The 23,949-nt window shown below is 56.4% G+C and carries 20 protein-coding genes; 16 read left to right on the plus strand and 4 right to left on the minus strand.

What is annotated here, in order from left to right; translation table 11 throughout:
- Positions 1-55: 55 nt before the first annotated feature.
- The 7 genes from rpsA to MHK04_RS09830 all read left to right on the plus strand — a co-directional run bounded on the left by rpsA (position 56) and on the right by MHK04_RS09830 (position 8,225).
- On the plus strand, positions 56-1,516 hold the full coding sequence (gene rpsA / locus MHK04_RS09800) for a 30S ribosomal protein S1 (RefSeq protein ID WP_023021654.1): 1,461 nt from the start codon (positions 56-58) through the stop codon (positions 1,514-1,516).
- A gap of 298 nt (positions 1,517-1,814) precedes the next feature.
- A complete protein-coding gene (locus MHK04_RS09805; RefSeq protein WP_239208564.1) occupies positions 1,815-3,863 on the plus strand; it encodes a glucose PTS transporter subunit IIA in 2,049 nt (682 codons plus the stop codon).
- Positions 3,864-3,944: 81 nt separating this feature from the next.
- Positions 3,945-4,553: a dephospho-CoA kinase gene (gene coaE / locus MHK04_RS09810; protein ID WP_239208562.1), complete on the plus strand. Its 609-nt coding sequence runs from the start codon at positions 3,945-3,947 to the stop codon at positions 4,551-4,553.
- Positions 4,554-4,620: 67 nt separating this feature from the next.
- Complete coding sequence (locus MHK04_RS09815; protein ID WP_051138343.1) at positions 4,621-4,983, plus strand: DUF4259 domain-containing protein; 363 nt, start codon at positions 4,621-4,623, stop codon at positions 4,981-4,983.
- Between the two features lie 40 nt (positions 4,984-5,023).
- On the plus strand, positions 5,024-7,117 hold the full coding sequence (gene uvrB, locus MHK04_RS09820) for an excinuclease ABC subunit UvrB (RefSeq protein WP_200287577.1): 2,094 nt from the start codon (positions 5,024-5,026) through the stop codon (positions 7,115-7,117).
- Between the two features lie 131 nt (positions 7,118-7,248).
- A complete protein-coding gene (locus tag MHK04_RS09825; RefSeq protein ID WP_023021649.1) occupies positions 7,249-7,701 on the plus strand; it encodes a universal stress protein in 453 nt (150 codons plus the stop codon).
- An 83-nt stretch (positions 7,702-7,784) separates the two neighbouring features.
- The gene (locus MHK04_RS09830) at positions 7,785-8,225 is read left to right on the plus strand and encodes a universal stress protein (RefSeq protein ID WP_005323273.1); all 441 of its coding nucleotides are present in this window, start codon (positions 7,785-7,787) and stop codon (positions 8,223-8,225) included.
- Positions 8,226-8,292: 67 nt separating this feature from the next.
- Here the strand turns inward: MHK04_RS09830 and MHK04_RS09835 are convergent, their stop codons facing one another.
- The 4 genes from MHK04_RS09835 to MHK04_RS09850 form a co-directional block, all read right to left on the minus strand.
- Complete coding sequence (locus MHK04_RS09835; protein WP_023021648.1) at positions 8,293-9,309, minus strand: App1 family protein phosphatidate phosphatase; 1,017 nt, start codon at positions 9,307-9,309, stop codon at positions 8,293-8,295.
- A gap of 20 nt (positions 9,310-9,329) precedes the next feature.
- On the minus strand, positions 9,330-11,555 hold the full coding sequence (locus MHK04_RS09840) for a HelD family protein (protein ID WP_239208560.1): 2,226 nt from the start codon (positions 11,553-11,555) through the stop codon (positions 9,330-9,332).
- Between the two features lie 157 nt (positions 11,556-11,712).
- Positions 11,713-12,729 carry a DoxX family protein gene (locus MHK04_RS09845; protein ID WP_200287573.1) on the minus strand — a complete coding sequence of 339 codons (1,017 nt, stop codon included), beginning with the start codon at positions 12,727-12,729 and terminating at the stop codon, positions 11,713-11,715.
- A gap of 77 nt (positions 12,730-12,806) precedes the next feature.
- Positions 12,807-13,409, minus strand: a complete 603-nt coding sequence (locus MHK04_RS09850; protein WP_239227054.1) for an MBL fold metallo-hydrolase — start codon at positions 13,407-13,409, stop codon at positions 12,807-12,809.
- A gap of 65 nt (positions 13,410-13,474) precedes the next feature.
- Between MHK04_RS09850 and uvrA the strand changes: the two genes are divergently transcribed.
- The 9 genes from uvrA (at position 13,475) to pheT (ending at position 23,838) form a co-directional block, all read left to right on the plus strand.
- On the plus strand, positions 13,475-16,315 hold the full coding sequence (gene uvrA / locus MHK04_RS09855) for an excinuclease ABC subunit UvrA (RefSeq protein WP_239208556.1): 2,841 nt from the start codon (positions 13,475-13,477) through the stop codon (positions 16,313-16,315).
- 8 nt (positions 16,316-16,323) lie between these two features.
- Positions 16,324-17,172, plus strand: coding sequence for a serine hydrolase (locus MHK04_RS09860; RefSeq protein ID WP_239208554.1), 849 nt, complete (start codon positions 16,324-16,326; stop codon positions 17,170-17,172).
- A 270-nt stretch (positions 17,173-17,442) separates the two neighbouring features.
- A complete protein-coding gene (gene infC / locus MHK04_RS09865; protein WP_080970442.1) occupies positions 17,443-17,964 on the plus strand; it encodes a translation initiation factor IF-3 in 522 nt (173 codons plus the stop codon).
- Between the two features lie 36 nt (positions 17,965-18,000).
- Positions 18,001-18,195 (plus strand): 50S ribosomal protein L35, encoded by a 195-nt coding sequence (gene rpmI, locus MHK04_RS09870; protein WP_023021641.1) that lies wholly within the window; start codon positions 18,001-18,003, stop codon positions 18,193-18,195.
- Between the two features lie 55 nt (positions 18,196-18,250).
- Entirely contained in the window at positions 18,251-18,634 is a 384-nt protein-coding gene (rplT, locus tag MHK04_RS09875) for a 50S ribosomal protein L20 (RefSeq protein WP_005323264.1), read from the plus strand.
- Between the two features lie 155 nt (positions 18,635-18,789).
- Positions 18,790-19,242 (plus strand): TM2 domain-containing protein, encoded by a 453-nt coding sequence (locus MHK04_RS09880; protein WP_239205580.1) that lies wholly within the window; start codon positions 18,790-18,792, stop codon positions 19,240-19,242.
- Positions 19,243-19,349: 107 nt separating this feature from the next.
- Complete coding sequence (locus MHK04_RS09885) at positions 19,350-20,153, plus strand: TrmH family RNA methyltransferase (RefSeq protein ID WP_239208552.1); 804 nt, start codon at positions 19,350-19,352, stop codon at positions 20,151-20,153.
- A 101-nt stretch (positions 20,154-20,254) separates the two neighbouring features.
- A complete protein-coding gene (gene pheS, locus MHK04_RS09890; protein ID WP_023021638.1) occupies positions 20,255-21,301 on the plus strand; it encodes a phenylalanine--tRNA ligase subunit alpha in 1,047 nt (348 codons plus the stop codon).
- Positions 21,302-21,324: 23 nt separating this feature from the next.
- Positions 21,325-23,838 carry a phenylalanine--tRNA ligase subunit beta gene (gene pheT, locus MHK04_RS09895; protein WP_239208550.1) on the plus strand — a complete coding sequence of 838 codons (2,514 nt, stop codon included), beginning with the start codon at positions 21,325-21,327 and terminating at the stop codon, positions 23,836-23,838.
- Positions 23,839-23,949 lie beyond the last annotated feature (111 nt).

Genomic DNA, 23,949 nt, shown 5'->3' on the forward strand with positions numbered 1-23,949 from the left:
AGACGCGCAGTTGTCCAATTTCGATTTCCTACATTTATTCGGAGCATTTCTTAATATGCCATCTTCTAACACCCCGCAGGTTGCGATCAACGATATCGGAACCGCAGAGGACTTCCTCGCAGCTGTAGATGCCACCATCAAGTACTTCAACGATGGTGACATTGTCGAGGGCACCGTCGTCAAGGTTGACCACGACGAGGTACTGCTGGACATTGGATACAAGACCGAAGGCGTTATCCCTTCTCGCGAGCTGTCCATCAAGCACGACGTCAACCCAGATGAGGTTGTCGAGGTCGGCGATGAGGTTGACGCACTTGTTCTCACCAAGGAGGACAAGGAAGGTCGCTTGATCCTGTCCAAGAAGCGTGCGCAGTACGAGCGCGCTTGGGGCGCCATCGAGGAGCTGCAGGCCAAGGAAGAGCCTGTCACCGGTACCGTTATCGAGGTTGTCAAGGGCGGCCTCATTCTGGACATCGGCCTGCGTGGCTTCCTGCCTGCATCTCTGGTTGAGATGCGTCGCGTCCGCGACCTGGAGCCGTACATCGGCCAGGAGCTGGAAGCAAAGATCATCGAGCTGGACAAGCAGCGCAACAACGTTGTCCTGTCCCGCCGTGCATACCTGGAGCAGACCCAGTCCGAGGTTCGTTCCGAGTTCCTGCACCAGCTGCAGAAGGGTCAGGTCCGCAAGGGCGTTGTTTCTTCCATCGTCAACTTCGGTGCCTTCGTCGATCTCGGCGGAGTCGACGGCCTGGTTCACGTTTCCGAGCTGTCCTGGAAGCACATCGATCACCCATCTGAGGTTGTCACCGTTGGTGACGAGGTAACCGTTGAGGTTCTCGACGTTGATCTGGATCGTGAGCGCGTTTCCCTGTCCCTGAAGGCTACCCAGGAAGATCCGTGGCGCGTATTCGCCCGCACCCACGCTGTGGGCCAGATCGTTCCGGGCAAGGTCACCAAGCTCGTTCCATTCGGCGCCTTTGTTCGCGTCGAGGAGGGCATCGAGGGTCTGGTTCACATTTCCGAGCTGGCTCAGCGCCACGTTGAGGTTCCGGACCAGGTTGTCACCGTTGGCCAGGAAGTCATGGTCAAGGTCATCGACATCGACCTCGAGCGTCGTCGTATCTCCCTGTCTGTTAAGCAGGCAGACGAGGACTACACCGAAGAGTTCGATCCGTCCAAGTACGGCATGGCTGACTCCTATGATGAGCAGGGCAACTATGTCTTCCCTGAGGGCTTCGACCCTGAGACCAACGAGTGGAAGGAAGGCTTCGACGAGCAGCGTCAGGCTTGGGAGGCACGTTACGCAGAGTCCGAGCGTCGCTTCAACCTGCACACTGCTCAGATCGAGCGCAACCGCGCCGCAGCCGCTGAGGCTGCTGAGTCTGCAGAGTCCTCCAACTACTCCTCTGATTCCTCTGATGCAGCTCCGGCATCCGAGACTCAGGCAGAGGTTGGCGGCTCCCTGGCTTCCGACGAGCAGCTCGCCGCACTGCGCGACAAGCTCGCTGGCAACTAAAGCTTCCGCTTAGTTCCCTGCTGAGTTTAGAGCTAAGCTTCAAGGCCGCGTTCACTTCGTCATATAGACGGGGTGGGCGCGGCTTTTGTGATCTTTGAGACAGGCCCTGCAAACGTTTGCTGAGCCATTTGAGGTTTTTAAGTGGCTGACCAGCGCAGTTAAGAAGGGGGAGGCAAAAATCTCCTGGCAAGCCCACAAAACGGGCTTTTGTTCATGTGGGAATCCTCTTATACTCAACTATGACGTTATAGCCAGTGCTGCACTGGTTATAAGTGGTATTTGAACTGAGGAGTAAGAAGTGGCATCTACCAAGGACACTTCCGCCCACATCGTTGAAAGTATCGGCGGCGCTGACAATATTACGTCGCTGACGCACTGTGCGACGCGCTTGCGTTTCCAACTTGCTGATGCGGGGAAAGTTGATAAAGGAAAGCTCGACAGCGACCCAGCGGTGCTAGGCACCGTGCCACAAGGCGCCCACGGCTACCAAGTAGTCATGGGTGGCGGCGTTGCTGACTACTACAACGAAATCATCAAGCAGCCCGGTGTACACGCTTCCGGTGAGAAAACGGCGTCCTCCAAGAAGGAGTACGACGGCGTTCGTGGCAAGTACGACTGGGTAGATTACTGCTTCGAGTTTCTTTCTGATACCTTCCGCCCAGTTCTCTGGGCACTGTTGGGCGCCTCGCTCATCATCATGCTGCTGATCTTGGCGGACACCTTTGGTATTCAGGACTTCCGTGCGCCGCTGGATGAGCAGCCGGAAGGCTTCCGTTTGGCTCACGCCATGTTCCAGTCGGTCTTTTACTTCCTCCCGGTAATGGTGGGTGCGACCGCGGCTCAGAAGCTGGGTGCGAACATGTGGGTCTCCGCCGCTATCCCAGCGGCACTTCTTACCCCGGAGTTTTTGTCCCTGGGCGAAGCAGGAGATACCGCTAATGTCTTTGGCCTGCCGTTGGTTATTAACTCCTATGGCTCCCAGGTATTTCCCCCGATTCTGGCTGCAATCGGCCTGTACTGGGTGGAAAAGGGACTGAAGAAGATTATCCCAAGTGCGGTACAAATGGTTTTCGTACCATTTTTCTCCCTGCTAATTATGATTCCGGCAACGGCCTTCCTCCTTGGCCCGTTCGGCATTGGCGTGGGCAACGGCATTTCCTGGGTCCTTTATCAAATCAATGATTTCTCTCCATTCATCTTGGCTATAGTTGTTCCGCTGCTTTACCCGTTCCTCGTTCCCATGGGCTTGCACTGGCCGCTGAACGTCATCATGATCCAGAACATCGCCACCTACGGCTACGACTTCATTCAAGGACCGATGGGCGCATGGAACTTCGCCTGCTTCGGCGTCGTCGGCGCGGTCATGGTCATCTCCTTCAAGGAGAAGAACAATGCTATGCGCCAGGTTTCCATCGGTGCGTTTGCAGCGGGCATCCTAGGTGGCGTGTCGGAACCTTCCCTGTACGGCATCTTGTTGCGCTTCCGCCGCAGCTACTATCGGTTGCTGCCAGGTTGTGCCTTGGGTGGCGCAATCATCGGTCTTTTCGACGTCCGTGCAGAAGCCTTCGTCTTTACCTCGGCGTTGACCACCAGTGCCATGACCCCGCATTTGGGCTATGTCCTTGGTATTACGACTGCATTCCTTACTTCTTTCTTGCTCACCTTGTTCTTCGGCTACCGCACGGCAGAAGAAAAGCAAGCTGACTTGGAGCGCATTGCGCGCGAACAAGGCGAGACTGTTGACGATGCAGCTGCTCGCGCAGAGATGAAGTTCCTTAAGGGCAATGGTACGGACCCCGCGATCGAGGGCGGCGCCGTTCCCGCCAGCTCCGCAGGCGCTGCTGCTGCCGGCGTGGCCACTAAGCAGGCTGGGAAAGATGCTATTGCGCTGGAATCTCCCCTCGAGGGCGAGGCGGTCGCTCTATCGGAAGTTCCGGATCCCATTTTCGCCGCGGCAAAGCTGGGCCCGGGTATGGCGGTCCAGCCGGCGGGCAATGCGGTCTTTGCGCCTGCCGACGGCAAGGTGCTCACCGTTCAAAAGTCTGGCCATGCGGTAGGACTGAGCTTGGACAACGGCGTACAGCTACTCATTCACGTAGGTCTCGACACCGTGGAGCTGGGAGGCGAAGGTTTTGAAGTCCATGTGGAAAAGAAGCAACGCGTTTCCGCAGGCGATAAATTGATTTCCTTTGACCCGGAATTTATCCGCTCCAAAGGCTATAACCTGATTACCCCTGTGGTAGTTACTAACGCCACCAAGTTTGGAACTGTCACCGGCGAGCCTGGCCAGGTTTCCTCGAGCGATGTGTTGCTGCACATTTCTCCAAAGGCGGAGGACGCAGAGTAAAAGAGACGCTTTCTCCTGAATTGCAATGAAGAGCCCCACCATCGCGTATGGTGGGGCTCCTTTTCGCGTAGGGTGGCGACCATGAAACTCATTGGCCTTACAGGTGGCATTGGCAGCGGTAAGTCAACAGTTGCATCCTTGTGCCGTGAACGCGGGTGGCGAGTGGTCGACGCCGATGGCATTGCACGCGACGTTGTGAAGCCTGGGAAGCCTGCTTTATCCGAGTTGGCCGCAGCTTTCGGAGAGGAAATCCTGCTGGCGGATGGCAGCCTTAACCGCAAGGAATTGGCACGCCGGGCCTTTGCGGACAAAGAGCACACTGAGTTGCTGAACTCTATTACCCATCCACGCATCCAAGAGGAGACACAGCGGCAATTTGCGACGGCACGTGGAGATGGCTGTGACTTCGCCGTTTATGATATGCCGCTGTTGGTGGATAATGGCCTGGACAAAGACATGGACTACGTCATTGTGGTCGATGTGGATCCTGAAGAGCGCGTCCGTCGGCTGGTGGCTTTTCGGGGGATAGATGAGGAAGATGCGCGCCGTCGCATTGCGGCACAGGTACCGGATGAGGTGCGGCTTGCCGCGGCCACGCACGTCATTGATAATAACGGCACGCTTGACCAGCTACGTGTGCGAACGACTGAGGTCCTGGACCGCATTGAAGCGGAGTCACCGAAGATTTAACCATTGGGTAGCTAAAGTTTACGCCATTTCGAAGTCTCGTTAACCTGGGCAGCTTAAGCTACCCGCCGTGGGAACGTGGGATACTGGGCCTTTTGATAATCACGCGGCGCGAGAACTACTCGCGAGCTTGCGGGATGGTTCCTTCGATCTCAAAAGCTTTCAGCAATCATGTTCCACAGAGCCTATCGACTCGGATGACGCAGAAACTATGATTGCACTCGGCGCCTTGTTGAAATTAAAGGCTGATGCACTGCCGGAAGGCATCGAGCGCGAGGATCTCGCGCCCCTGTACACGCCGCAGTCAAAGGCTTGGCTGCGCCGCCGCATCAATAGTGCGATGCGGCCCGAGACGTCTTCCGTTTATGCGCTGTGGGAGACCACTGGCGAGTTGGAAGAATGGCTTCGCACCGCGCAGAACTCCTTGCCCTGAACGTAGCTAGGCGCGCCACCTAAACAGTAGAGTAGTGGGTATGGCTTTTGCTGCTGAACATCCCCTTATTCCAAATTCCGAGCACCGCGTTGTCAGCGAGGTCGAGCGCACCCCGGGCGAGTTTCAGGTCGTTTCTGAATATGAACCGGCTGGTGACCAGCCCTCCGCCATCGCAGAGCTCAATGACAGACTCAACCGTGATGAGCGCGATGTTGTGCTGATGGGTGCTACCGGTACCGGTAAATCTGCCACCGCCGCGTGGCTCATCGAAAAGCAGCAGCGGCCCACGTTGGTGATGGCGCCCAATAAAACCCTGGCTGCGCAGCTAGCGAACGAGCTGCGCCAGCTCTTGCCGCATAACGCAGTAGAGTACTTCGTTTCTTATTACGACTACTACCAGCCAGAAGCATATATTGCGCAGACCGATACCTATATTGAAAAGGATTCCTCCATCAATGAGGACGTAGAGCGCCTGCGCCACTCGGCTACGTCGGCACTATTGTCTCGCAGGGACGTGGTCGTAGTCTCTTCCGTGTCCTGCATTTATGGCTTGGGCACTCCACAGTCTTACCTGGATCGCTCGGTAATCATTTCTGTTGATGAGGAGCTGGACCGCGATCGGTTCCTGCGACTGCTGGTGGATATCCAATATGAACGCAATGACGTGGGGTTTACCCGCGGCACCTTCCGCGCCAAGGGCGATACGGTAGATATCATTCCGGCCTACGAGGAACGTGCGGTGCGCATTGAATTCTTCGGCGACGATATCGATTCCCTGTATTACATTCACCCCGTGACTGGCGATGTCATAGAGGAAGTAGATGAGGTTCGCATCTTCCCGGCCACGCACTACGTGGCCGGGCCCGAACGCATGGAAAAGGCCGTGGCAGCGATTAAAGAGGAATTGGCTGAGCGCTTGGAGGATCTAGAAAACCGCGGCAAGCTGCTTGAAGCGCAACGTCTGCGCATGCGCACCGAATACGATCTGGAGATGATCGAGCAGGTAGGTTTCTGCTCCGGTATCGAGAACTACTCCCGTCACGTCGATGGTCGTCCGGCTGGCTCAGCGCCGGCTACGCTACTCGATTACTTCCCAGAGGATTTTCTCACCATCATCGATGAGTCACACGTTACAGTTCCACAGATTGGCGGCATGTTCGAGGGCGATATGTCGCGCAAGCGCAACTTGGTCGAATTCGGTTTCCGTTTGCCGTCCGCAGTGGATAACCGCCCGTTGACCTTTGATGAGTTTGAACAGCGGGTCGGACAAACCGTATACATGTCCGCCACCCCAGGCGATTTCGAGCTTACGTCCTCGGATGGCGAATACGTAGAGCAGGTAATTCGCCCGACTGGTCTGGTGGATCCGAAGGTTACTGTCAAGCCCACCAAAGGGCAGATTGATGACCTCATTGATGAGGTGCGCACTCGCATATCGAAGCAAGAGCGTGTGTTGGTGACCACGCTGACTAAGCGTATGGCAGAGGACCTTACTGACTATCTGTTGGAGCAGGGGATAAAGGTGCGCTACCTGCACTCGGATATCGATACCTTGCAGCGCGTCGAATTATTGCGGCAATTGCGCTTGGGAGAATTCGATGTTCTCGTGGGCATTAACCTTCTGCGCGAGGGCCTTGACCTTCCTGAGGTCTCGCTCGTTGCCATTTTGGATGCGGACAAAGAAGGCTTCCTGCGCTCTACAACTTCGCTCATTCAGACCATTGGCCGTGCTGCCCGTAACGTGTCTGGCGAGGTCATCATGTATGCCGATAAAATCACCGACTCTATGCAAGAGGCAATTGAGGAGACGGAACGGCGCCGTGAGAAGCAGATTGCCTATAACCGGGAACATGGCATTGATCCGCAGCCGTTGCGTAAAAAGATCGCGGATATCCTTGACCAGGTCTATGAAGACGGCGGAGACGAGGAGGCTAATTCCGATCCTTCCGCCATGGTGGAAAAGCGGGATATTTCTAGTATGGCTACCGATGAGGTGCAGGCGCTTATCGACGACCTCTCGGCCCAAATGGGTGCAGCCGCGCGTGAGCTCAAATTCGAGCTGGCCGGCCGCCTACGCGATGAGATTGCCGATTTGAAGAAGGAGTTGCGCGGCTTGAAAGAAGCGGGGATTTAGTTTTCTCCCCCTAAAAGTGTGCTGATTGATTCTGCGGGTGCTTCTCTAAACGGCTGCGCTAGTTATACTGAATAGGTGCCAGAAGCGCCGTTTAGTTGTCACTGTGAAATGGTTCAACTGCAAGGAGAATGATGCTTACCTATAAAAACATTGCCGTCGGCACCGATGGCTCTGAAACCTCCCTGCGCGCGGTTCGCGCAGCGGCGTCCATGGCACGGGCGTACGACGCCAAGCTGATTATTATCTCAGCCTTTTATAACCACGCTGGATCCATGCTTGGCGCTCCGAGGGGCGACGAAGCCGGTCTGCCCGTTGTAAGTGAGGACATGGCTGGGACCTATTTGACCAATGCCACCCGTATCGCCGAATCGGAAGGTGCGGAGCACATTGAAATCGTAGGAAAATCTGGAGACCCAGTAAAAGCCTTGTTAGAAGTAGGCCAGGACTATGATGTGGACCTGTTCGTTGTGGGCAACCGCGGCGTGAATTCCGTCCGTGGTCGAGTCTTCGGTTCTGTGCCAACGGAACTAACCCACAAGTCAACGGTAGACGTCGTCGTAGTTAATACCACCGAGGAACGTTAATCGTTTCTCGTTGTTACACTGGCAGTAATGCCCCTGCAGGCTAAATAAACACACCGGGTACATTCCCACAAAGAAAGGTCATCATGAGCGACTACAACTCGATCGTTGTCGGTACTGACGGTTCTAAGTCTTCCCTCCTCGCTGTAGAGCGAGCAGCAAAGATTGCCGCCGCATTCGATTCCAATCTGATCATCGGTTGTGCTTACTACGAGAACCAGGAGCAGGCTTCCAAGACCCTGCGCCAGGATTCCGTTACCATTTTGGGCGATGAGAAGGCCGAGGCTAACCTGAAGGACGCCAAGGCTCACGCCGAGAAGTTCGGTGCTTCTAAGGTCGAAACCGCTGTTCGCCCTGGTACTCCGGTGCAGGCCCTGATGTCCATCGTCAATGACAACGATGCTGACCTGCTCATCGTGGGTAACCGCGGCATCAACTCCCTGACCGGCCGCCTGCTGGGCTCCGTACCTGCAGACGTTGCTCGCCAGTCGGACTGCGACGTGATGATCGTTCACACTGTCAGCTAAATGTGGTGATTGAACCCGCCTTGGTCTTGTTAAAGAGGCCAAGGCGGGTTTCGTCGTTAAGCGCTGCTTACTCCGTGGGGTGCGCGGCGTTGAAGGCTGCGGCAAGGGCACTGCCGTTTGCGCCCTGAATCAGTGGGATTGTGAAATGGCCCTCTTCATTGGCATCTGCCAGGGGGCTCAGGGAGCCATGCGAGAGCAGCTGCTCCTGCGGGCTTAGATTGCGGATGATCACGGAGTGAATCCGGTCCGGGTGCTCGTTAGCCACATCGCCGTAAGTCAATGGATCGTGCTGTCCGTCATCGCCGATCAGGATCCATTGCATGTCCGGGTAAGCAATGAGTAGATTGCGTAGCTGAACCCGCTTATGTTCTTGTCCGCTGCGGAAAAGGCCCGTCTCAGTTGGGCCCCAGTCCGTGAGCAGCATGGGGCCTGCGGGGAAATTATGATGGGACAGGAATTTTTTCAGCGAGCCAAAAGTATTCCATGCTCCCGTAGAAAGATAGAACACTGGGGCCTTTGGGAATCGCTGTTGCAGCTGAGCATAGAACTCGGCCATTCCAGCAACGGCCTGTCGCTTGCTGGGGCGCTTAGCCCAAGAGTTCCACGCCGCTGTCAACGCACGTGGCAGCCACGTAACTAAAACCGTGTCATCAATATCGCTGATGATGCCAATCTTGGCGCTCGGATCCACGATGAGCACCTGGACTTCCACGGCTTGCGCGTTGGCGGCCTCGATCGTTGCCGTATGCCAACCAGGTTCTAACCCATGTTCGTGAACGAGGATGTCAACGTACCCGTTGCTATTGGTTGTGCCCGCGACGGTCTTTTCACCAATAGTCACTGAAATGTCGTGGTTTCCCACCTGAATAGTAAGAAACTGCTGGTAGCCGCGTTCACCCCAGGAATCCTTTTTGCCTTCATCAGGATCGTGCATGAGTACGCGGCCAACAACCCTTACTTGCTCGGTGGTGCCATACCCGGTATAGCCCACAATCTGGGGCTTCCATCCCCGCCGTAGAGAACGCTTCAAAGTAAAGGTGTTCAGCGAGCTTTCAGTTTTGCGCGCAATGTCAGATAAGGCCATGGCCTAAAGCTTACGGGAGCCTAAAGAACTTCGCCGCAGTCACCGACGAGGGTAAGCGACTGGGTAGCACGAGTGATGCAGACATAGAGATTCTGCAAACCCTGCGGGGAGGCATCGACGATCCTCTGCGGATCGAGTACCACCACATGGTCAAACTCTAAGCCTTTAAAGCGTTCTGCCGTGGCGGCGTCAATAACTGCTGTGAGCCTGCCGTCTGCCTCCCTGTGTACACCAGGGGTGTAGCTGCCCTGTGCAAGTCGGCGCACCTGCACGCCATCACGGATGGCTGTAGCCGGGATGGCATCAGGGTTAATCATCTCTAATAGTCCATTAGCCAGCTCAGTGATGGGCTGCGGGGTGCGATAGTTGACGGTGAGAAAATGGTGGCGGAAGCGCTGCGCCACGAACGGCTCCAGAGCCTCGCCCCAATCATCAACACCCGCCGGTGAGCCGGTCTGGGAAGTATCGCCCACCAAGGTCATCCACCGTGAAGGGCAACGACGAAAGAGCATCCGCCACTCCATGGGAGTTAATTCCTGGGCTTCGTCCACGATGATATGACCATACGCCCACGTATGGTCTTCGCGGGCGCGTTGGGCAGTGGTGCGCTTATCGCGTACCTCCTGACGGTGTGCCAAGGTCTCGGCGTCGATGACATCATGGGCAGAAAGAATTTCCGCTTCAAACATGTCATCGTCATTATCTGTGGACTCGGAAGAAGACAAGATATCTAGGGCGTCTTCTGCTTCTGCCACTTGTTCGCGCCACGCAGCATCATCGGCTGCCTTCTTTTCCTCAGGGTTGGGCAGGCCGATGAGGACGGCTAGCTCATCTAGGAGGGCGGCATCCGAATCTGTCCATGCTCGCCCTTGTTCTCGGTAGAGCGCCTCTTGAGTTTCATCGTCGTACCCGCGGGCAGCAGAGGCAATGCGCTCAGGTGAGGAGAATAGGCCAGCAAGCACGTCGGTGGGGTGGAGCTCGGGCCAGAACTCATCGATCAATGCAGTAACGGCCGTATCTTCTGCAAGGTCATCGTGGAATTGATCGATATCGGCGCGCGAAAGGAGGTTCTTCCCGCCGAGCGGATCCGCCCCGACCTTTTCAGCCATCTGCAATGCAAGGTCTTCTACGAGGTGCTCAATAAAGGCACCGCGAGCCTCATTGTGTGGCTTTCGCGAGCGCCGGGCCCGAGTGCGGGCTCTTTTCACCATGCCGGGCGTAACGCTTAAGCTGAGGCCATCAATTGCCAGCTCGCATGGGGCGGCAGGAAGAAGCTGATAGTCCTTGACCGCGGTGGAGAGAATCTCCACCATGGCGGCACTACCTTTGATTTCGCGAGCGACGAGGTCTTCCTCGTGTTCTGGTTCGATTCCGGGGAAGAGCCCGCCGATGGTTGATAGCACCACGCCAGTCTCGCCCAGTTCTGGCAGCACCCGTGAAATATAGTCCAAAAAGCTGCTATTAGGGCCCACGATGAGGACACCCGTGGCAGAAAGTAGTTCGCGGTGGGTATAGAGCAGGTAAGCCACACGGTGCAGAGCAACAGCGGTCTTACCCGTACCTGGGCCGCCTTCTACTACCATGACGCCGCGGGTGTTATCGCGGATAATCTCGTCTTGCTCTCGCTGGATGGTCTCCACGATTGACGCCATGTGGCCGGTACGTGCCCGTTGCATGGCGTGGTAGAGCGCCGATTCGCTCGCGACGCCTGCTTCTTCTTCTCGCACACTGGGGCCGGAAAGAACCTCATCGTGTATTCCGGTGACGGTGCGTCCCTTGGTGCGAATTTGGCGACGGGTGTGGACGCCTTCCGGTTGGGCCGTGGTAGCGAGATAGAAAGGGCGCGCCATGGGGGCACGCCAGTCTAAAAGCAGTGTGCGATAGTCATCTTCGCGTGCATCTAGTCCCATGCGGCCGATGTAGCGGCGGTCTAGGCCTTCGGGGGTGGGATTATCGCCGGGAGCGTCGATATCAATGCGGCCAAAGACTAGGCCCATTTGGGCCACATTGAGACGATCAAGTTTTGCCTGCAGCCCGTGGTATTCGGTTTCTCGGCGCACCAAGGCGTCCGCGTCCGGCGTGGAGGGATCTACATCCGCCTGTACCTCATTAAGCCTTTTATTGGCTGCCGCCACCTCATCGTCGAGGCGCGAAAATAGTCCGTCCACATAATCTTGCTCAGTAGCGATGGCTGTGCGCTCCGAGGAACCTGCAGCCGCCGCGTGCCTATTGGATGCTGAGTTCACGTGACTCCTTGGTAATTGGACGTTGATGGGGATGGGCCGGGCACGCTGTCCGGCAAGGGGAGAGATGAGTTTAGACCCTGCCATGACAAAGAACAACGGCCCAGCATAAGGCTGGGCCGTGTGTCACTGCCGAGTTATTCGGCCGCAGAAGTTGTGGCTACTTAGAGCGCTTTTCCAGCTTCTTGATTGCTGCCTCAATCTTCTTATTTGCCTCTTTTTGCAGCTTCTCAGCATGCTTGGAAGCCTTCTTGCTTGCGCGCTTGGACTTCGCACCATCCAGCTTGGCGACGGCCTTATCTGCACGTGCCTGAGCCTTGGTAGCGGCCTTTACAGCACCGGTACGGGCGGTGTCGCGATTGGCTTGTGCGGCCTCAAGCCAGTCACGCTTGTTATCTTCAACATAGGTCTTGGCATTATCGACAGAGTCCTCAATGAAGGACTTTGCGTTGCCCAGCAAATCGCGGCCAGACTCCTGCCAATCGTCCTTATTGTCTTCAACATAAGTCTTGGCATCGTCAACGTAAGACTTTGCGGTATCGAGCAACCCGCGGCCGGTGGACTGCCAGTCATCCTTGTTGTCATCTACATAAGCCTGTGCCTTTGCAGAGGTTTCGTTGATCCAGTCGCCGGCCTTGGTGGAAACCTCGTTGGCACGGGCGGAGAGCTCTTCGCGCTTCTGCTCGGACTCAGACTTGGTAGGCAGCGCCTGCTGAATTTTCTTGTTCGTGCGCTGACCAGCCTTTTGTGCGCGCCAACGAAGGGAAGGCTTGCCCTCGGTGTCCTGGGTAGCGATAAACAAGGCGCCGAGCAAAGCGGTATTGGTAAGGAAGCCGTTGCGGCGAGTTTCCTTGTCTTCCTTGTTATCTGCAGCCCAGAAGTTGTTCTTAGCAATCAAGTTGGGCAGAGTTGCGGCGGCCAGAACCGCAGCGGAGGTGCGCGGTGCCTTGCCCAGAGCCAAGGTGGAGCCGGCGCCTACCTTAGCGCCGCCAATAGCGCGGGTAACCAGTTCCGGGTCATTGGGAATATAGCCCTGGTACTCAGAAGGAACGGCCTTGCGCACGCTCTTGAGGAAACCTTCGGTTTCCTTTACATGCTCGGACGCGTTGCGCAGGTTGTCTACGCCTTCCCATACAAATACAGATGCCAGCATGGGGCGGGCAAGCTTGCGAATCATAGTCCTTAAAGCTCCTTAGCTCGTTGTTTTAGACCTATCGTGTGCTAGACCATTGTACGCGGAAATTGGCCACTGGATCACCAGCGGCGCTCCCACCAGTCTTCCAGCTTGGGGCGCTCCTCGCCCAAGGTAGTGGACTTGCCGTGACCGGGGCGCACGATCGTATTGTCCGGGAACTCATCAAAGATGCGCGCGGTGACGTCCTTATACAGGCGTACGAAGTCACCTTCAGGGGTGGTCTTGCCCAAGCCGCCCGGGAAGAGTGAATCGCCCACGAAAAGATTAATTACGCCATCGATGTTTGTAACTAGTGCGGCGCCGCCTGGGGTGTGGCCGCGCAAGATGATGATGGGGAGGTCGAGGCCCGCGAACTTGATGGAGTCGCCTTCGCGGAGCTCAACGTCTACCTCGGCTGGGATAGCCGGAGAATCAAGGAAGGACGCGTAGTGGATAGCGCCGGTCTCAGAGAGAACCTCTTTGAGTGCGCGTACGTGGTCCCAGTGGCGGTGGGTGGTTAGTACCGCGGTGGTTTTAACGCCGGCCTTCTGGGCCATGTCGAGGAGTGCGGGGGCGTCATCGGCGGCGTCGACAAGCAAGCCTTCTTCGCCCGCCTGCAAAAGGTAGCAGTTATTGTCCATCTCGGACACAGAAATCTGATGTAACTGAAGCTCGTTAGTCATGTGTCCCAGCCTACGGGTACATTCGAGGGAAGATTGCAATCCCTAGTACTGGAGGTCTGAGCACAGTGGCTGATCGTTTGGTGGTGCGCGGTGCCCGCGAGCACAACCTCAAGGGCGTGGATATCGATATCCCTCGCGATAAAATGGTTGTTTTTACTGGTCTTTCCGGATCTGGTAAATCTTCGCTGGCTTTTGACACCATCTTCGCAGAAGGCCAGCGCCGCTACGTAGAATCCTTGAGTTCTTATGCCCGCATGTTTTTGGGGCAGATGGACAAGCCTAATGTGGAGTTTATTGACGGTCTGTCACCCGCAGTGTCTATCGATCAAAAGTCCACCAACCATAATCCGCGTTCTACGGTGGGCACGATTACGGAGATCTATGATTACCTGCGTTTGCTCTTCTCCCGTGCCGGAACGCCACACTGCCCAAAGTGTGATGCCGTAATCGAGCGCCAAACGCCACAGCAAATCGTCGATGCCGTGCTGGCGCTGGAAGAGAAACTGAAGTTTCAGGTGCTCGCACCGGTGGTGCGCAAGCGCAAAGGCGAGTTTGTTGATCTCTTCCAGGATTTGTCCGCTCAGGGCTATTCCCGCGTCCGAGTGGACGGGGAGACCTATCAGCTAAGCGATCCGCCCAAGTTGAAGAAGCAGATCAAGCACAATATTGAGGTAGTGGTTGATCGCCTGCAGGTAAAGGCCTCGCAAAAGCAACGCTTAACGGATTCGGTGGAAACAGCGCTGCGCTTGGCAGATGGTCTAGTCACCATTGAGTTCGTGGATAGGGAAGAACTCACCCATACCTATTCGGAGAAGGCGGCCTGTCCGAATGGCCACACGTTGACCATTGAAGAATACGAGCCCCGTGCCTTTTCCTTCAATGCTCCGTTTGGCTCCTGCCCGGTGTGTGATGGCCTGGGTACCAAATTGGAAGTTGATGTTGATCTGCTCATTCCGGATCCAGATGCTCCAGCTGTAGATGCCATTCAACCGTGGCACTCCAGCCCCAATTCCCGCTACTTTGTCAAGCTAGTAGAGGGTTTAGGCAAGGCTATGGGGTTTGACCCCAAAACTCCGGTGAGTGAATTAACCGAGGAACAGCGCCACGCGCTGATCTATGGCACCGATGAGGAAGTCCAGGTTCGATATAAGAACCGTTACGGGCGCCAGCGTAATTGGACCGCCCCATTTGAAGGCGCTACCGGGTTTATTCACCGCAAGCTGGAAACTACCGATTCTCAATCCCAAAAGGATCGCCTGCTGCAATATACCCGCCGCGTGCCATGTAGCACCTGTAAGGGCACCCGGCTGAAGCCGGAGATCTTGGCCGTCCGCTTGGCCTCCACGACTCACGGTGAGCAGTCCATTGCCGGGCTTTGTGCGCTCTCTATTGAAGACGCCTCTGAGTTCCTAGACTCCCTGGTGCTGGGGCACCGTGAGGAAATCATTGCCGGGGCAGTGCTTAAGGAGACTCAAGCCCGCCTGCGTTTCCTCCTGGACGTCGGTTTGAATTACCTCACGCTCGATCGCGGCGCGTCTACGCTTTCCGGCGGTGAGGCGCAACGTATCCGTCTGGCTACTCAGATTGGCTCCGGCTTGGCCGGAGTCCTCTATGTACTCGATGAGCCATCCATTGGTTTGCACCAGCGCGATAACCAGCGGCTTATCAAGACCCTGCAACGCCTGCGTGATATTGGAAACACCCTCATCGTGGTCGAACATGATGAGGACACCATCCGGGAATCAGATTGGCTCGTCGATGTGGGCCCTCGTGCGGGCGAATATGGCGGCGAAGTGGTCTACCAAGGTGAACCAGCCGGAATCGAACAGGTAGAAGAGTCCCTCACCGGCCAGTACCTTTCCGGCAAAAAGGCGCTTGCCGTACCGGACCACCGCCGGGAGATCGATAAGGACCGCACCCTGAAGGTAGTGGGTGCGCGGGAGAATAATCTCAAGGGCATCAACGTGGAAATCCCGCTGGGAGTCCTAGTATGCATTACTGGTGTGTCTGGCTCGGGTAAATCCACCGTGGTCAATGAGATTTTGGCTAAGACTTTGGCCAATAAACTTAACCGCGCCCGCCAGGTTCCCGGCCGTGCCAAGCGCGTCGAAGGTGTGGAGCACCTAGATAAGCTGGTGCAAGTTGACCAAAGTCCGATTGGCCGTACCCCGCGTTCTAACCCGGCGACCTACACGGGTGTCTTTGACAAAATCCGTAACCTTTTTGCCGAAACCCAGGAAGCAAAAGTCCGCGGCTACAAGGCTGGACGCTTCTCCTTTAATGTCAAGGGCGGGCGCTGTGAGGCGTGCCAGGGCGATGGCACCATCAAGATCGAGATGAATTTCCTTCCAGATGTTTATGTGCCGTGTGAGGTGTGTGAAGGAGCACGCTATAACCGCGAAACCTTGGAGGTGCACTACAAGGGCAAAAACATTGCCGAGGTTCTAGACATGCCAATCTCTGAGGCAGCGGACTTCTTTGAACCCATCAACTCCATTCACCGCTACCTTGCCACGCTTGTCGACGTCGGCTTGGGTTATGTACGCCTCGGCCAAGCTGCTACTACGCTTTCCGGCGGCGAGGCGCAGCGCGTCAAGCTAGCTTCCGAGCTGCAAAAGCGTACCAACGGTAGGACGATTTACATTCTGGATGAGCCGACTACTGGACTGCACTTTGAGGATATTCGCAAGCTGATGCTGGTTATCCAAGGCTTGGTGGACAAGGGTAATTCGGTGCTTGTTATTGAACATAACCTTGATGTCATCAAGGCAGCGGACTGGATTGTTGATATGGGCCCGGAAGGCGGTGCGGGCGGCGGTACCGTTGTGGCGCAGGGAACCCCTGAAGACGTTGCGCAAGTAGATGGCTCCTATACCGGTGGCTACCTAAAGGGCATGTTGAAGTAGGGCAAAGCGTGAAAAATATCCGCCTTGTAGTTAGCCTGCTCGCAGCTCTCGGTCTGTGTACCATGAGTGCCTGCTCTAGCGACCCCAAGATAGAAGATGCCCCAGTGTCAACGACTACCTCTGCGGTGCCGGATCCAGCTGAGGTGCGTGCTCAGCTTGACCGTGCGGTGGACAAAACCGCAAAGAAGTATCATGCAAAGGTAGGGGTCGCCATTTCCGCAGGTGAAGACACTTTTGCGGCGGGCGATAAAGGTGAGGGGCCAGTGTGGTCCACCATCAAGGTGCCCATCGCCATTGCGGCGCTCAAAGACGGTGCGGATAAAAGCTTGGTGGACTTGGCTATCAAGGAATCTGATAATGATGCCGCTTTTGCCTTGTGGTCGCAGGTGCAATGGCGCGAGGGCTCGGCAGAAAATGCGGTCAAAGCTTTACTCGACGACTACGGATCACACGCAGATATTCATGACTCCGCTTTTGGATATTCCACCTGGGAGTTAAAGGACCAAGCAGTATTTGGCGCTGAACTGCCGTGCATTCCAGAAGCGGACTACGTCCACAAGGTGCTCAAAGACATTGTGTCCTGGCAAAGGGTAGGTCTGTCTGCGCAGCCGCGAACCCGTGCGAAAAGTGGTTGGGGTCTGGATGAGGAAGAAAACGAGTACACCTACCGTCAGTTTGGAGTTCATGAGGTGGATGGAAAGCGCGTGGGAGTAGCGCTATCTGTCGTGATGGACGGGGAGGACTACGCCGATGCCGAACCAGCGGTTAAGTACCTCGCCCATCAGCTGGTAGATATCGTGGATACTGGGGTAGATGCAGGGGACATTAAAGCAGTCGCCCATTGTAAAACCCGCTAGGAACGTAGCAATTTGGTAGGAGGGGGAGGAGCTGCTAGTGTCAAAGGCACTACCGCCCATGACGCCTTGTCGAGGTTCGTGGGTCACAAGCGGAGCTTCTCCCACCCGATGCCGCGAACACGCTTCGTAGGATAAAGGTAAAGGTAACCAAGCATTCATGCTTGGCACTGTGAGAACTCCCGGCTGTCTATGGCAGACCGGGTTTGCTTCGTTTGTGGTCCCGGTAGGTGAACTACTAACTCATACACCCCCTAATCGAGGAGAACCACAATCAGCGCTGAAGCTCGCATCAATGAGCGTATCCGAGTACCCGAGGTCCGTTTGGTAGGCCCCGGTGGTGAACAGGTGGGCATCGTCCGTACCGATGATGCTCGCAAGCTTGCATACGAGGCTGACCTTGACCTAGTCGAGGTAGCTCCGAAGGCAAAGCCCCCAGTGGCCAAGATCATGGACTACGGCAAGTTCAAGTACGAGCAGGCTCAGAAGGCTCGCGAGGCCCGTAAGAACCAGCAGCAAACCGTGGTGAAGGAACAGAAGTTCCGTCCAAAGATCGATGATCACGATTATGAGACCAAAAAGGGTAACGTAGTCCGCTTCCTCGAGAAGGGATCCAAGGTCAAGGTGACCATCATGTTCCGCGGTCGTGAGCAATCGCGCCCGGAGCTCGGTTTCCGCCTCTTGGAGCGTTTGGCTGATGACGTTGCCGAAGTTGGCGTCGTTGAGTCGCGCCCCAAGCAGGATGGTCGCAATATGACCATGGTCTTGGGTCCGGTTCGCAAGGGCAAGAAGTAGACCAGATTCCACGTAGGATTTAAGGACTTAATACTCATGAAGCAGAAGACCCACAAGGGCACCGCCAAGCGTATCAAGGTGACCGGTTCCGGCAAGCTGCGCCGTGAGCAGGCTGGCCGCCGCCACCTGCTGGAAGGCAAGCCGTCCAAGCGTACCCGCCGCCTGAAGGGCACCGAGGCAGTCGCAAAGCCTGACACCAAGCGCGTAAAGCGTCTGCTCGGCCGCGCTTAGTAGCGCCGAATCAACCCACATCCGCCATCACAATCTGAATTAAGGAAGTATCACTGTGGCACGAGTAAAGCGCTCAGTTAACGCCAAGAAGAAGCGTCGCGCGATTCTGAAGTCCGCTAAGGGCTACCGCGGCCAGCGTTCCCGCCTGTACCGTAAGGCGAAGGAGCAGTGGCTGCACTCCATGACTTACGCTTACCGCGATCGCCGCGCCCGTAAGTCTGAGTTCCGTAAGCTGTGGATCCAGCGCATCAACGCTGCTGCCCGCATGAACGACATCACCTACAACCGCCTCATCCACGGCCTGCGCCTGGCTGAGATCGAGGTTGACCGCAAGATCCTCGCTGAGCTTGCTGTTAATGACTTCGAGGCATTCTCCGCACTGTGCGAGGCTGCCAAGGCTGCTCTGCCTGAGGACGTAAACGCTCCTAAGGCTGCCTAATCATTAGAGCTTTCGTGCCCGCATTCTCCGGCCTTGTTAACCGGGGTATGCGGGCATTTTGGTTTTCGTTACCTTTGTTTAACTAGGGTGCTCGGCCTCACATGCTAGATTTATCCCAGACCCCGTGAAAGCCGAGACCCAGGAGAACATTTCCTATGACGAATCCAAACGGAGACTACCAACCTGATAATGGCGAGTACTCTGGCCCGTCCGATTACAATAACCATGGTCAGCAGTACAACCCTTATAACCAGCAAGCTAACTACCAGCCGCAGTATGGCCAAGGCTATGCACCGCAACCCAACATGGGTGCTTACCCGGTGCAGCAACAGTATGTGGCTCCGGGCCAGCAGAAGTCGTGGATCGCCACCTTGCTATTGTGCTTTTTCCTAGGCTCTTTCGGCGCACACAACTTCTACACTGGCCGTACGACTTTCGGCGTGTCACAGTTGGTGCTCAATATCTTGGGCTGGGCTACCTTCTGGTTCTTGCTCGGATTCGCCTTCTGGGCCATCCTCGGTCTTTGGGTGTTTATTGAGTTCATCATGATCATCGCCGGTGCCGGTGATTACGACAAGGACGCCCGCGGCGTCCCCCTCGCTAAGTAGAACTTACCTGTGCGATCCTGTTGCCGTGCGGCAACAGGAATTTTCGTTCTTATAAGGGACTCAGGGGTGAGTCTGAGAAGAAGGAATTGGCAGGTAGGGTAGTAGCCATGAATTTGGATTTTGACTCTGCCTTTACTGAACGCACTCCGCGCATTGTTAACGCAGCTAAGCTGCACCGTGCGGCTAACCGGAAGAAGGCGAAGCAATTCCTCATTGAGGGAGAGAATGCGGTAGACGCGGCGGTATCTACCGGCGCTGCAGTCGACGTTTTTGTTACTGAGAAGGCGGCAGATCGTTTTGGTGACATCATCACTGCATGCGGTTACATGGGAGTGTACGTCCATCCCATCACCGATAAGGCGGCTAAGCATCTTTCCGATACAGCCACGACTACGGGGCTCTTTGCGCTTTGCAATCCGGTGCGCTGGTCCGCGGGCAAAATCCTGAACGGCAAACCAAGCCTCGTTTCCGTTCCCGTGCTGACTTCTGAGCCGGGCAATGCCGGCACCTTGATTAGAACCTCGGATGCAATGGGCGCCGATGGTGTCATCTTCGCAGGTGAGACCGTTGATCCCCTCAGCTGCAAAGTAGCGCGCGCTTCGGCCGGCTCGCTGTTTCACGTACCTGTAGCGCGGGACCCCAATATTAAAGACGTGTTGGGTCAGCTGCGTAAGTCGGGCATGCAGATTGTGGCAACTGCTGCCGACGGTGAAGTGGACCTAGCGGAGGCAGGCTTGTCTCAGCCAACAGCGTGGCTATTTGGCAATGAGGCACACGGGCTCGGCGAGCTGCTGGAGGAAGCAGACATGCGGGTGCGGATTCCACTGCGTGGACGCGCAGAATCTCTTAACCTCGCAACTGCCGCAAGCATTTGTCTTTATGAGTCGGCTAAGGCGCAAGCGGATAACTAGTGTGACCCGAATGAAAAGGGGGTCCCTGGCGCGGTCGCGCTAGCCGCAACAGAGTAAGATTGCACGCGTTAGTTTTCGCGCGAGAAGAAGGTACGAAATACGTGTCCGATACACCGCAGATCGAATTGACCGAAGAGGCTCTTGGGGCCGCGGCCGATAAGGCTATCGCAGCCTTCGACGCAGCCGAAACACTTGATGAGTTGGCTGCTGCCCGCCGTGAACACCTAGGAGACGGCGGCTATATTCCGCAGGCTCGCCAATCGCTGGGGCAGCTGCCCAAGGACCAGCGCAAAAGCGCCGGCAAGGCCGTCAACATGGCCCGCGGCAAGATGGAAAAGCGCTTTGCTCAGGTTAAGGATGTCTTGGAACAGCAAGCTCGCGAGGAGCAGTTGCGAGCCGAGACCGTAGATGTCACGATTCCTACCACCCGCACCCAGACCGGTGCCCTTCACCCGATTACCGCGTTGTCTGAGCGCATCGCTGATATTTTCGTCGGCATGGGATGGGAAATTGCGGACGGCCCAGAAATCGAGGCAGAGTACTTTAACTTCGATGCTCTGAACTTCAAGCCGGACCACCCAGCACGTACCTTGCAGGATACGTTCCACGTCTCGGGCGAGGGTTCTAGGCAGGTGCTGCGTACCCATACCTCCCCGGTACAGGTGCGCACCATGTTGGAGCGCGACGTGCCGCTTTATATTGCCTGCCCGGGGCGCGTATTCCGCACAGATGAGCTGGATGCCACCCATACCCCGGTTTTCCACCAGGTAGAAGGATTGGCCGTTGATAAAGGCCTGACCATGGCTCACCTGCGCGGCACACTAGAGCACTTGGCCAAAGTACTCTTTGGGCCGGAAACTACTACGCGTATGCGCGTGAACTACTTCCCATTTACTGAGCCCTCGGCCGAGGTCGATGTGTGGTTCCCCAATAAAAAGGGCGGCGCTGGCTGGATCGAGTGGGGCGGCTGCGGCATGGTCAACCCCAATGTTCTTCGCGCCGTAGGCGTAGATCCAGAGGAATACACGGGCTTTGCCTTTGGCATGGGCCTTGAACGCACACTGCAGTTCCGCAATGGATTGACCGATATGCGCGATATGGTCGAAGGCGATGTTCGCTTTACTCTACCGTTCGGCGTACAGGCCTAAACCCAGAAAGGATAGACACACTAATGCTTATTTCCCAAGACTGGGTTACCCGCATCCTCGGTGCTAAGAACCCCGGTTGGAGCGTTTCCGCTGCCGATATCGATTCTGGATTCGTGCGCGTAGGTTTTGAGACCGAGGGATACGCCGCTGTTCCAGAGAGCACGGGGCCGCTGGTTATTGGCCAGGTCGTAGAGATTGAAGAGCTCACTCAGTTTAAAAAGCCCATTCGCTACTGCCAGGTGAATGTAGGCCAGGCTAATGGCACAGGCGAACTGCAAGGCATCATTTGTGGCGCTCGCAATTTTCGCCTGAATGACTATGTTGTCGTTGCGCTTCCCGGCTCGGAGCTTCCTGGTGGCTTCAAGATCGCGGCACGCGAGACCTACGATCACATTTCAAACGGCATGATGTGTTCCGGCGCTGAACTCGGCTTGGGCGCGCAAGCCAACGGCATCATCGTCTTAGGCGATGAAGTCGCCGATAAAGTGGGCGAGGATGCGCGCTCGATTATCGGCTTGCACGATACCGACTTTGACGTAAACATCACCCCAGATCGTGGTTATGCACTTTCCGCACGCGGTTTGAGCCGCGAGATTGCCTCCGCTTTTGATCTGGAGTTTGCCGATATTGCCCAGGATCCTTCCGCGGCTGGCATAGATACCTCCGCTGTGCCGGAGGCGCAGGGCTCGCTTATCGACGTCACTGTGGCCCCCGAAACCAAGGCACAGCGCTTTGGCCTCCGCAAGGTCAGCGGCATTGACCCGCAGGCACGCACCCCGTTTTGGCTGGAACGCGAGCTAATGCTCTGCGGCCAACGCAGCGTGAATCTGCCTACGGACATTACTAATTATGTGATGTTGCTTTTGGGCGCACCAATGCATGCCTTTGACGCCAACGTGATTCAGGGGAACCTCGTTGTCCGTAACGCAGCGGAGGGGGAGAAGTTTGAGACTCTGGATCATGTAAAGCGAGAACTTTCTGCAGAAGACGTGGTCATCTGTGATGACAATGGCATCCAGTCCTTGGCCGGCGTGATGGGCGGGACTACCTCTGAAATCTCGGCGGAGACCACAGACGTTGTCTTCGAATCTGCTATTTGGGATCCGATTACCGTCGCGCGTACCTCTCGCCGCCATAAGTTGTCTTCCGAATCCTCTCGCCGGTTTGAGCGCGGCGTAGATCCGGCGATCGTAGAGGTCGCCCTAGACACCGCATGTGCGCTGCTCCAGCAGCTAGCAGGCGGCACCATTGAAAAGGGTCGTACGCTTATCGGGGACGTCGCCAAGCGCGAGCCCATTGCTCTGCGCACCGCAAAAGCCAGTGAATATGCCGGCGTTGACTACTCCCGTGAGACCGTTATTTCCCGTCTTGAAGAAGTCGGCTGCACCGTCGGGGATGAAGGTGAGCAACTGCAGGTAACACCAGCAACCTGGCGCACCGATATTGCAATGGATGTTGACCTCGTCGAGGAGATTCTGCGCCTTGAGGGCTTGGAGGATATTCCTGCCGTGCTGCCTACCCCGGCCGGCGGCCGCGGGCTAACCCCGGCGCAGAAGCGTCGTCGGGCTATCGGACATGGTCTTGCCTATGCCGGCTATGCCGAGGTATTGCCTGCACCGTTCGTGGCTAATAATACGTTTGATGTGTGGGGCCTCGACAAGGATGATGCTCGCCGCCGCACCGTAGAAGTGCAAAATCCGCTTGAGGCGGATAAGGCCATCTTGTCTACGACGCTGTTGCCGAACATGTTGGAGGCCATCGCCCGCAATGTGGCTCGTGGCCGCAGCGATCTCGCCCTGTATGGGCTGCAGCAGGTGGCGTTCAAGCGCGCTGCGGCATCCCCTATGCCTTCCGTAGAACAGCGACCTTCTGCAGAGGTGGTTTCTCAGCTCCTTGATACCCTGCCTGAGCAGCCGCTTCACGTTGCTACGGTGGCTACGGGCAATATTGAGCATGAAGGACCGTGGGGCGAGGGCCGTGCATATAGCTACGCCGATGCTATCGAATCCGCCCGTCAGGTCGCCCGCGCCGCTGGTGTGAATATTGAGCTGGAGGCAGCACAGGTTCTGCCGTGGCATCCTGGCCGCTGTGCAGCCGTGAAGGTGGCTGGCACCGACGTAGTACTGGGCCATGCTGGTGAGCTGCACCCGCAGGTCTTGGAGGCCCTGAACCTACCTGCGCGCACGTGCGCTATGGAGCTGGACATTAGCGCCATGCCGTTGGAAGAAAAGTTCCCCGCACCGGTGTTGTCCTCGTTCCCCGCATTGCACCAAGACATTGCCTTGGTAGTGGATGAAGACGTACCCGCCGAGCGTGTGCGCGCCATCGTGGAAGAGGGAGCAGGAGAGCTCATCGAGTCCGTCGAACTCTTCGATATTTTCCGTGGTGAGCAGCTAGGAGATGGCAAGAAGTCCTTGGCCTTCCAGCTTCTATTCCGCGCCGCGGACCGCACGTTGACGGATGACGAAGTCAACGAGCACCGCATGGCGGCGGCGGAATTGGCTAAGCAGCGCCTGGGCGCAGAAATGCGCGCGTAGTTAAACCCTGCTCAGGGGGCGGTGAGATTTAACTCACTTCCCCCTTTTTCATACATTATTTTCATTACTCGACGTTCATTTACCTGCGGAATCGGACAATCTGACTGAATA

The sequence above is a fragment of the Corynebacterium nasorum genome, assembly GCF_022345765.1.
Taxonomy (GTDB): Bacteria; Actinomycetota; Actinomycetes; order Mycobacteriales; family Mycobacteriaceae; genus Corynebacterium; species Corynebacterium kefirresidentii.

Coding starts and splice junctions, on each gene's coding strand:
- rpsA (WP_023021654.1), top strand. CDS start 56: ATGCCATCTTCTAACACCCCGCAGGTTGCGATCAACGATATCGGAACC.
- coaE (WP_239208562.1), top strand. CDS start 3,945: ATGAAACTCATTGGCCTTACAGGTGGCATTGGCAGCGGTAAGTCAACA.
- uvrB (WP_200287577.1), top strand. CDS start 5,024: ATGGCTTTTGCTGCTGAACATCCCCTTATTCCAAATTCCGAGCACCGC.
- MHK04_RS09825 (WP_023021649.1), top strand. CDS start 7,249: ATGCTTACCTATAAAAACATTGCCGTCGGCACCGATGGCTCTGAAACC.
- MHK04_RS09830 (WP_005323273.1), top strand. CDS start 7,785: ATGAGCGACTACAACTCGATCGTTGTCGGTACTGACGGTTCTAAGTCT.
- MHK04_RS09835 (WP_023021648.1), bottom strand. CDS start 9,309: ATGGCCTTATCTGACATTGCGCGCAAAACTGAAAGCTCGCTGAACACC.
- MHK04_RS09845 (WP_200287573.1), bottom strand. CDS start 12,729: ATGATTCGCAAGCTTGCCCGCCCCATGCTGGCATCTGTATTTGTATGG.
- MHK04_RS09850 (WP_239227054.1), bottom strand. CDS start 13,409: ATGACTAACGAGCTTCAGTTACATCAGATTTCTGTGTCCGAGATGGAC.
- rpmI (WP_023021641.1), top strand. CDS start 18,001: ATGAAGCAGAAGACCCACAAGGGCACCGCCAAGCGTATCAAGGTGACC.
- MHK04_RS09880 (WP_239205580.1), top strand. CDS start 18,790: ATGACGAATCCAAACGGAGACTACCAACCTGATAATGGCGAGTACTCT.
- MHK04_RS09885 (WP_239208552.1), top strand. CDS start 19,350: ATGAATTTGGATTTTGACTCTGCCTTTACTGAACGCACTCCGCGCATT.
- pheT (WP_239208550.1), top strand. CDS start 21,325: ATGCTTATTTCCCAAGACTGGGTTACCCGCATCCTCGGTGCTAAGAAC.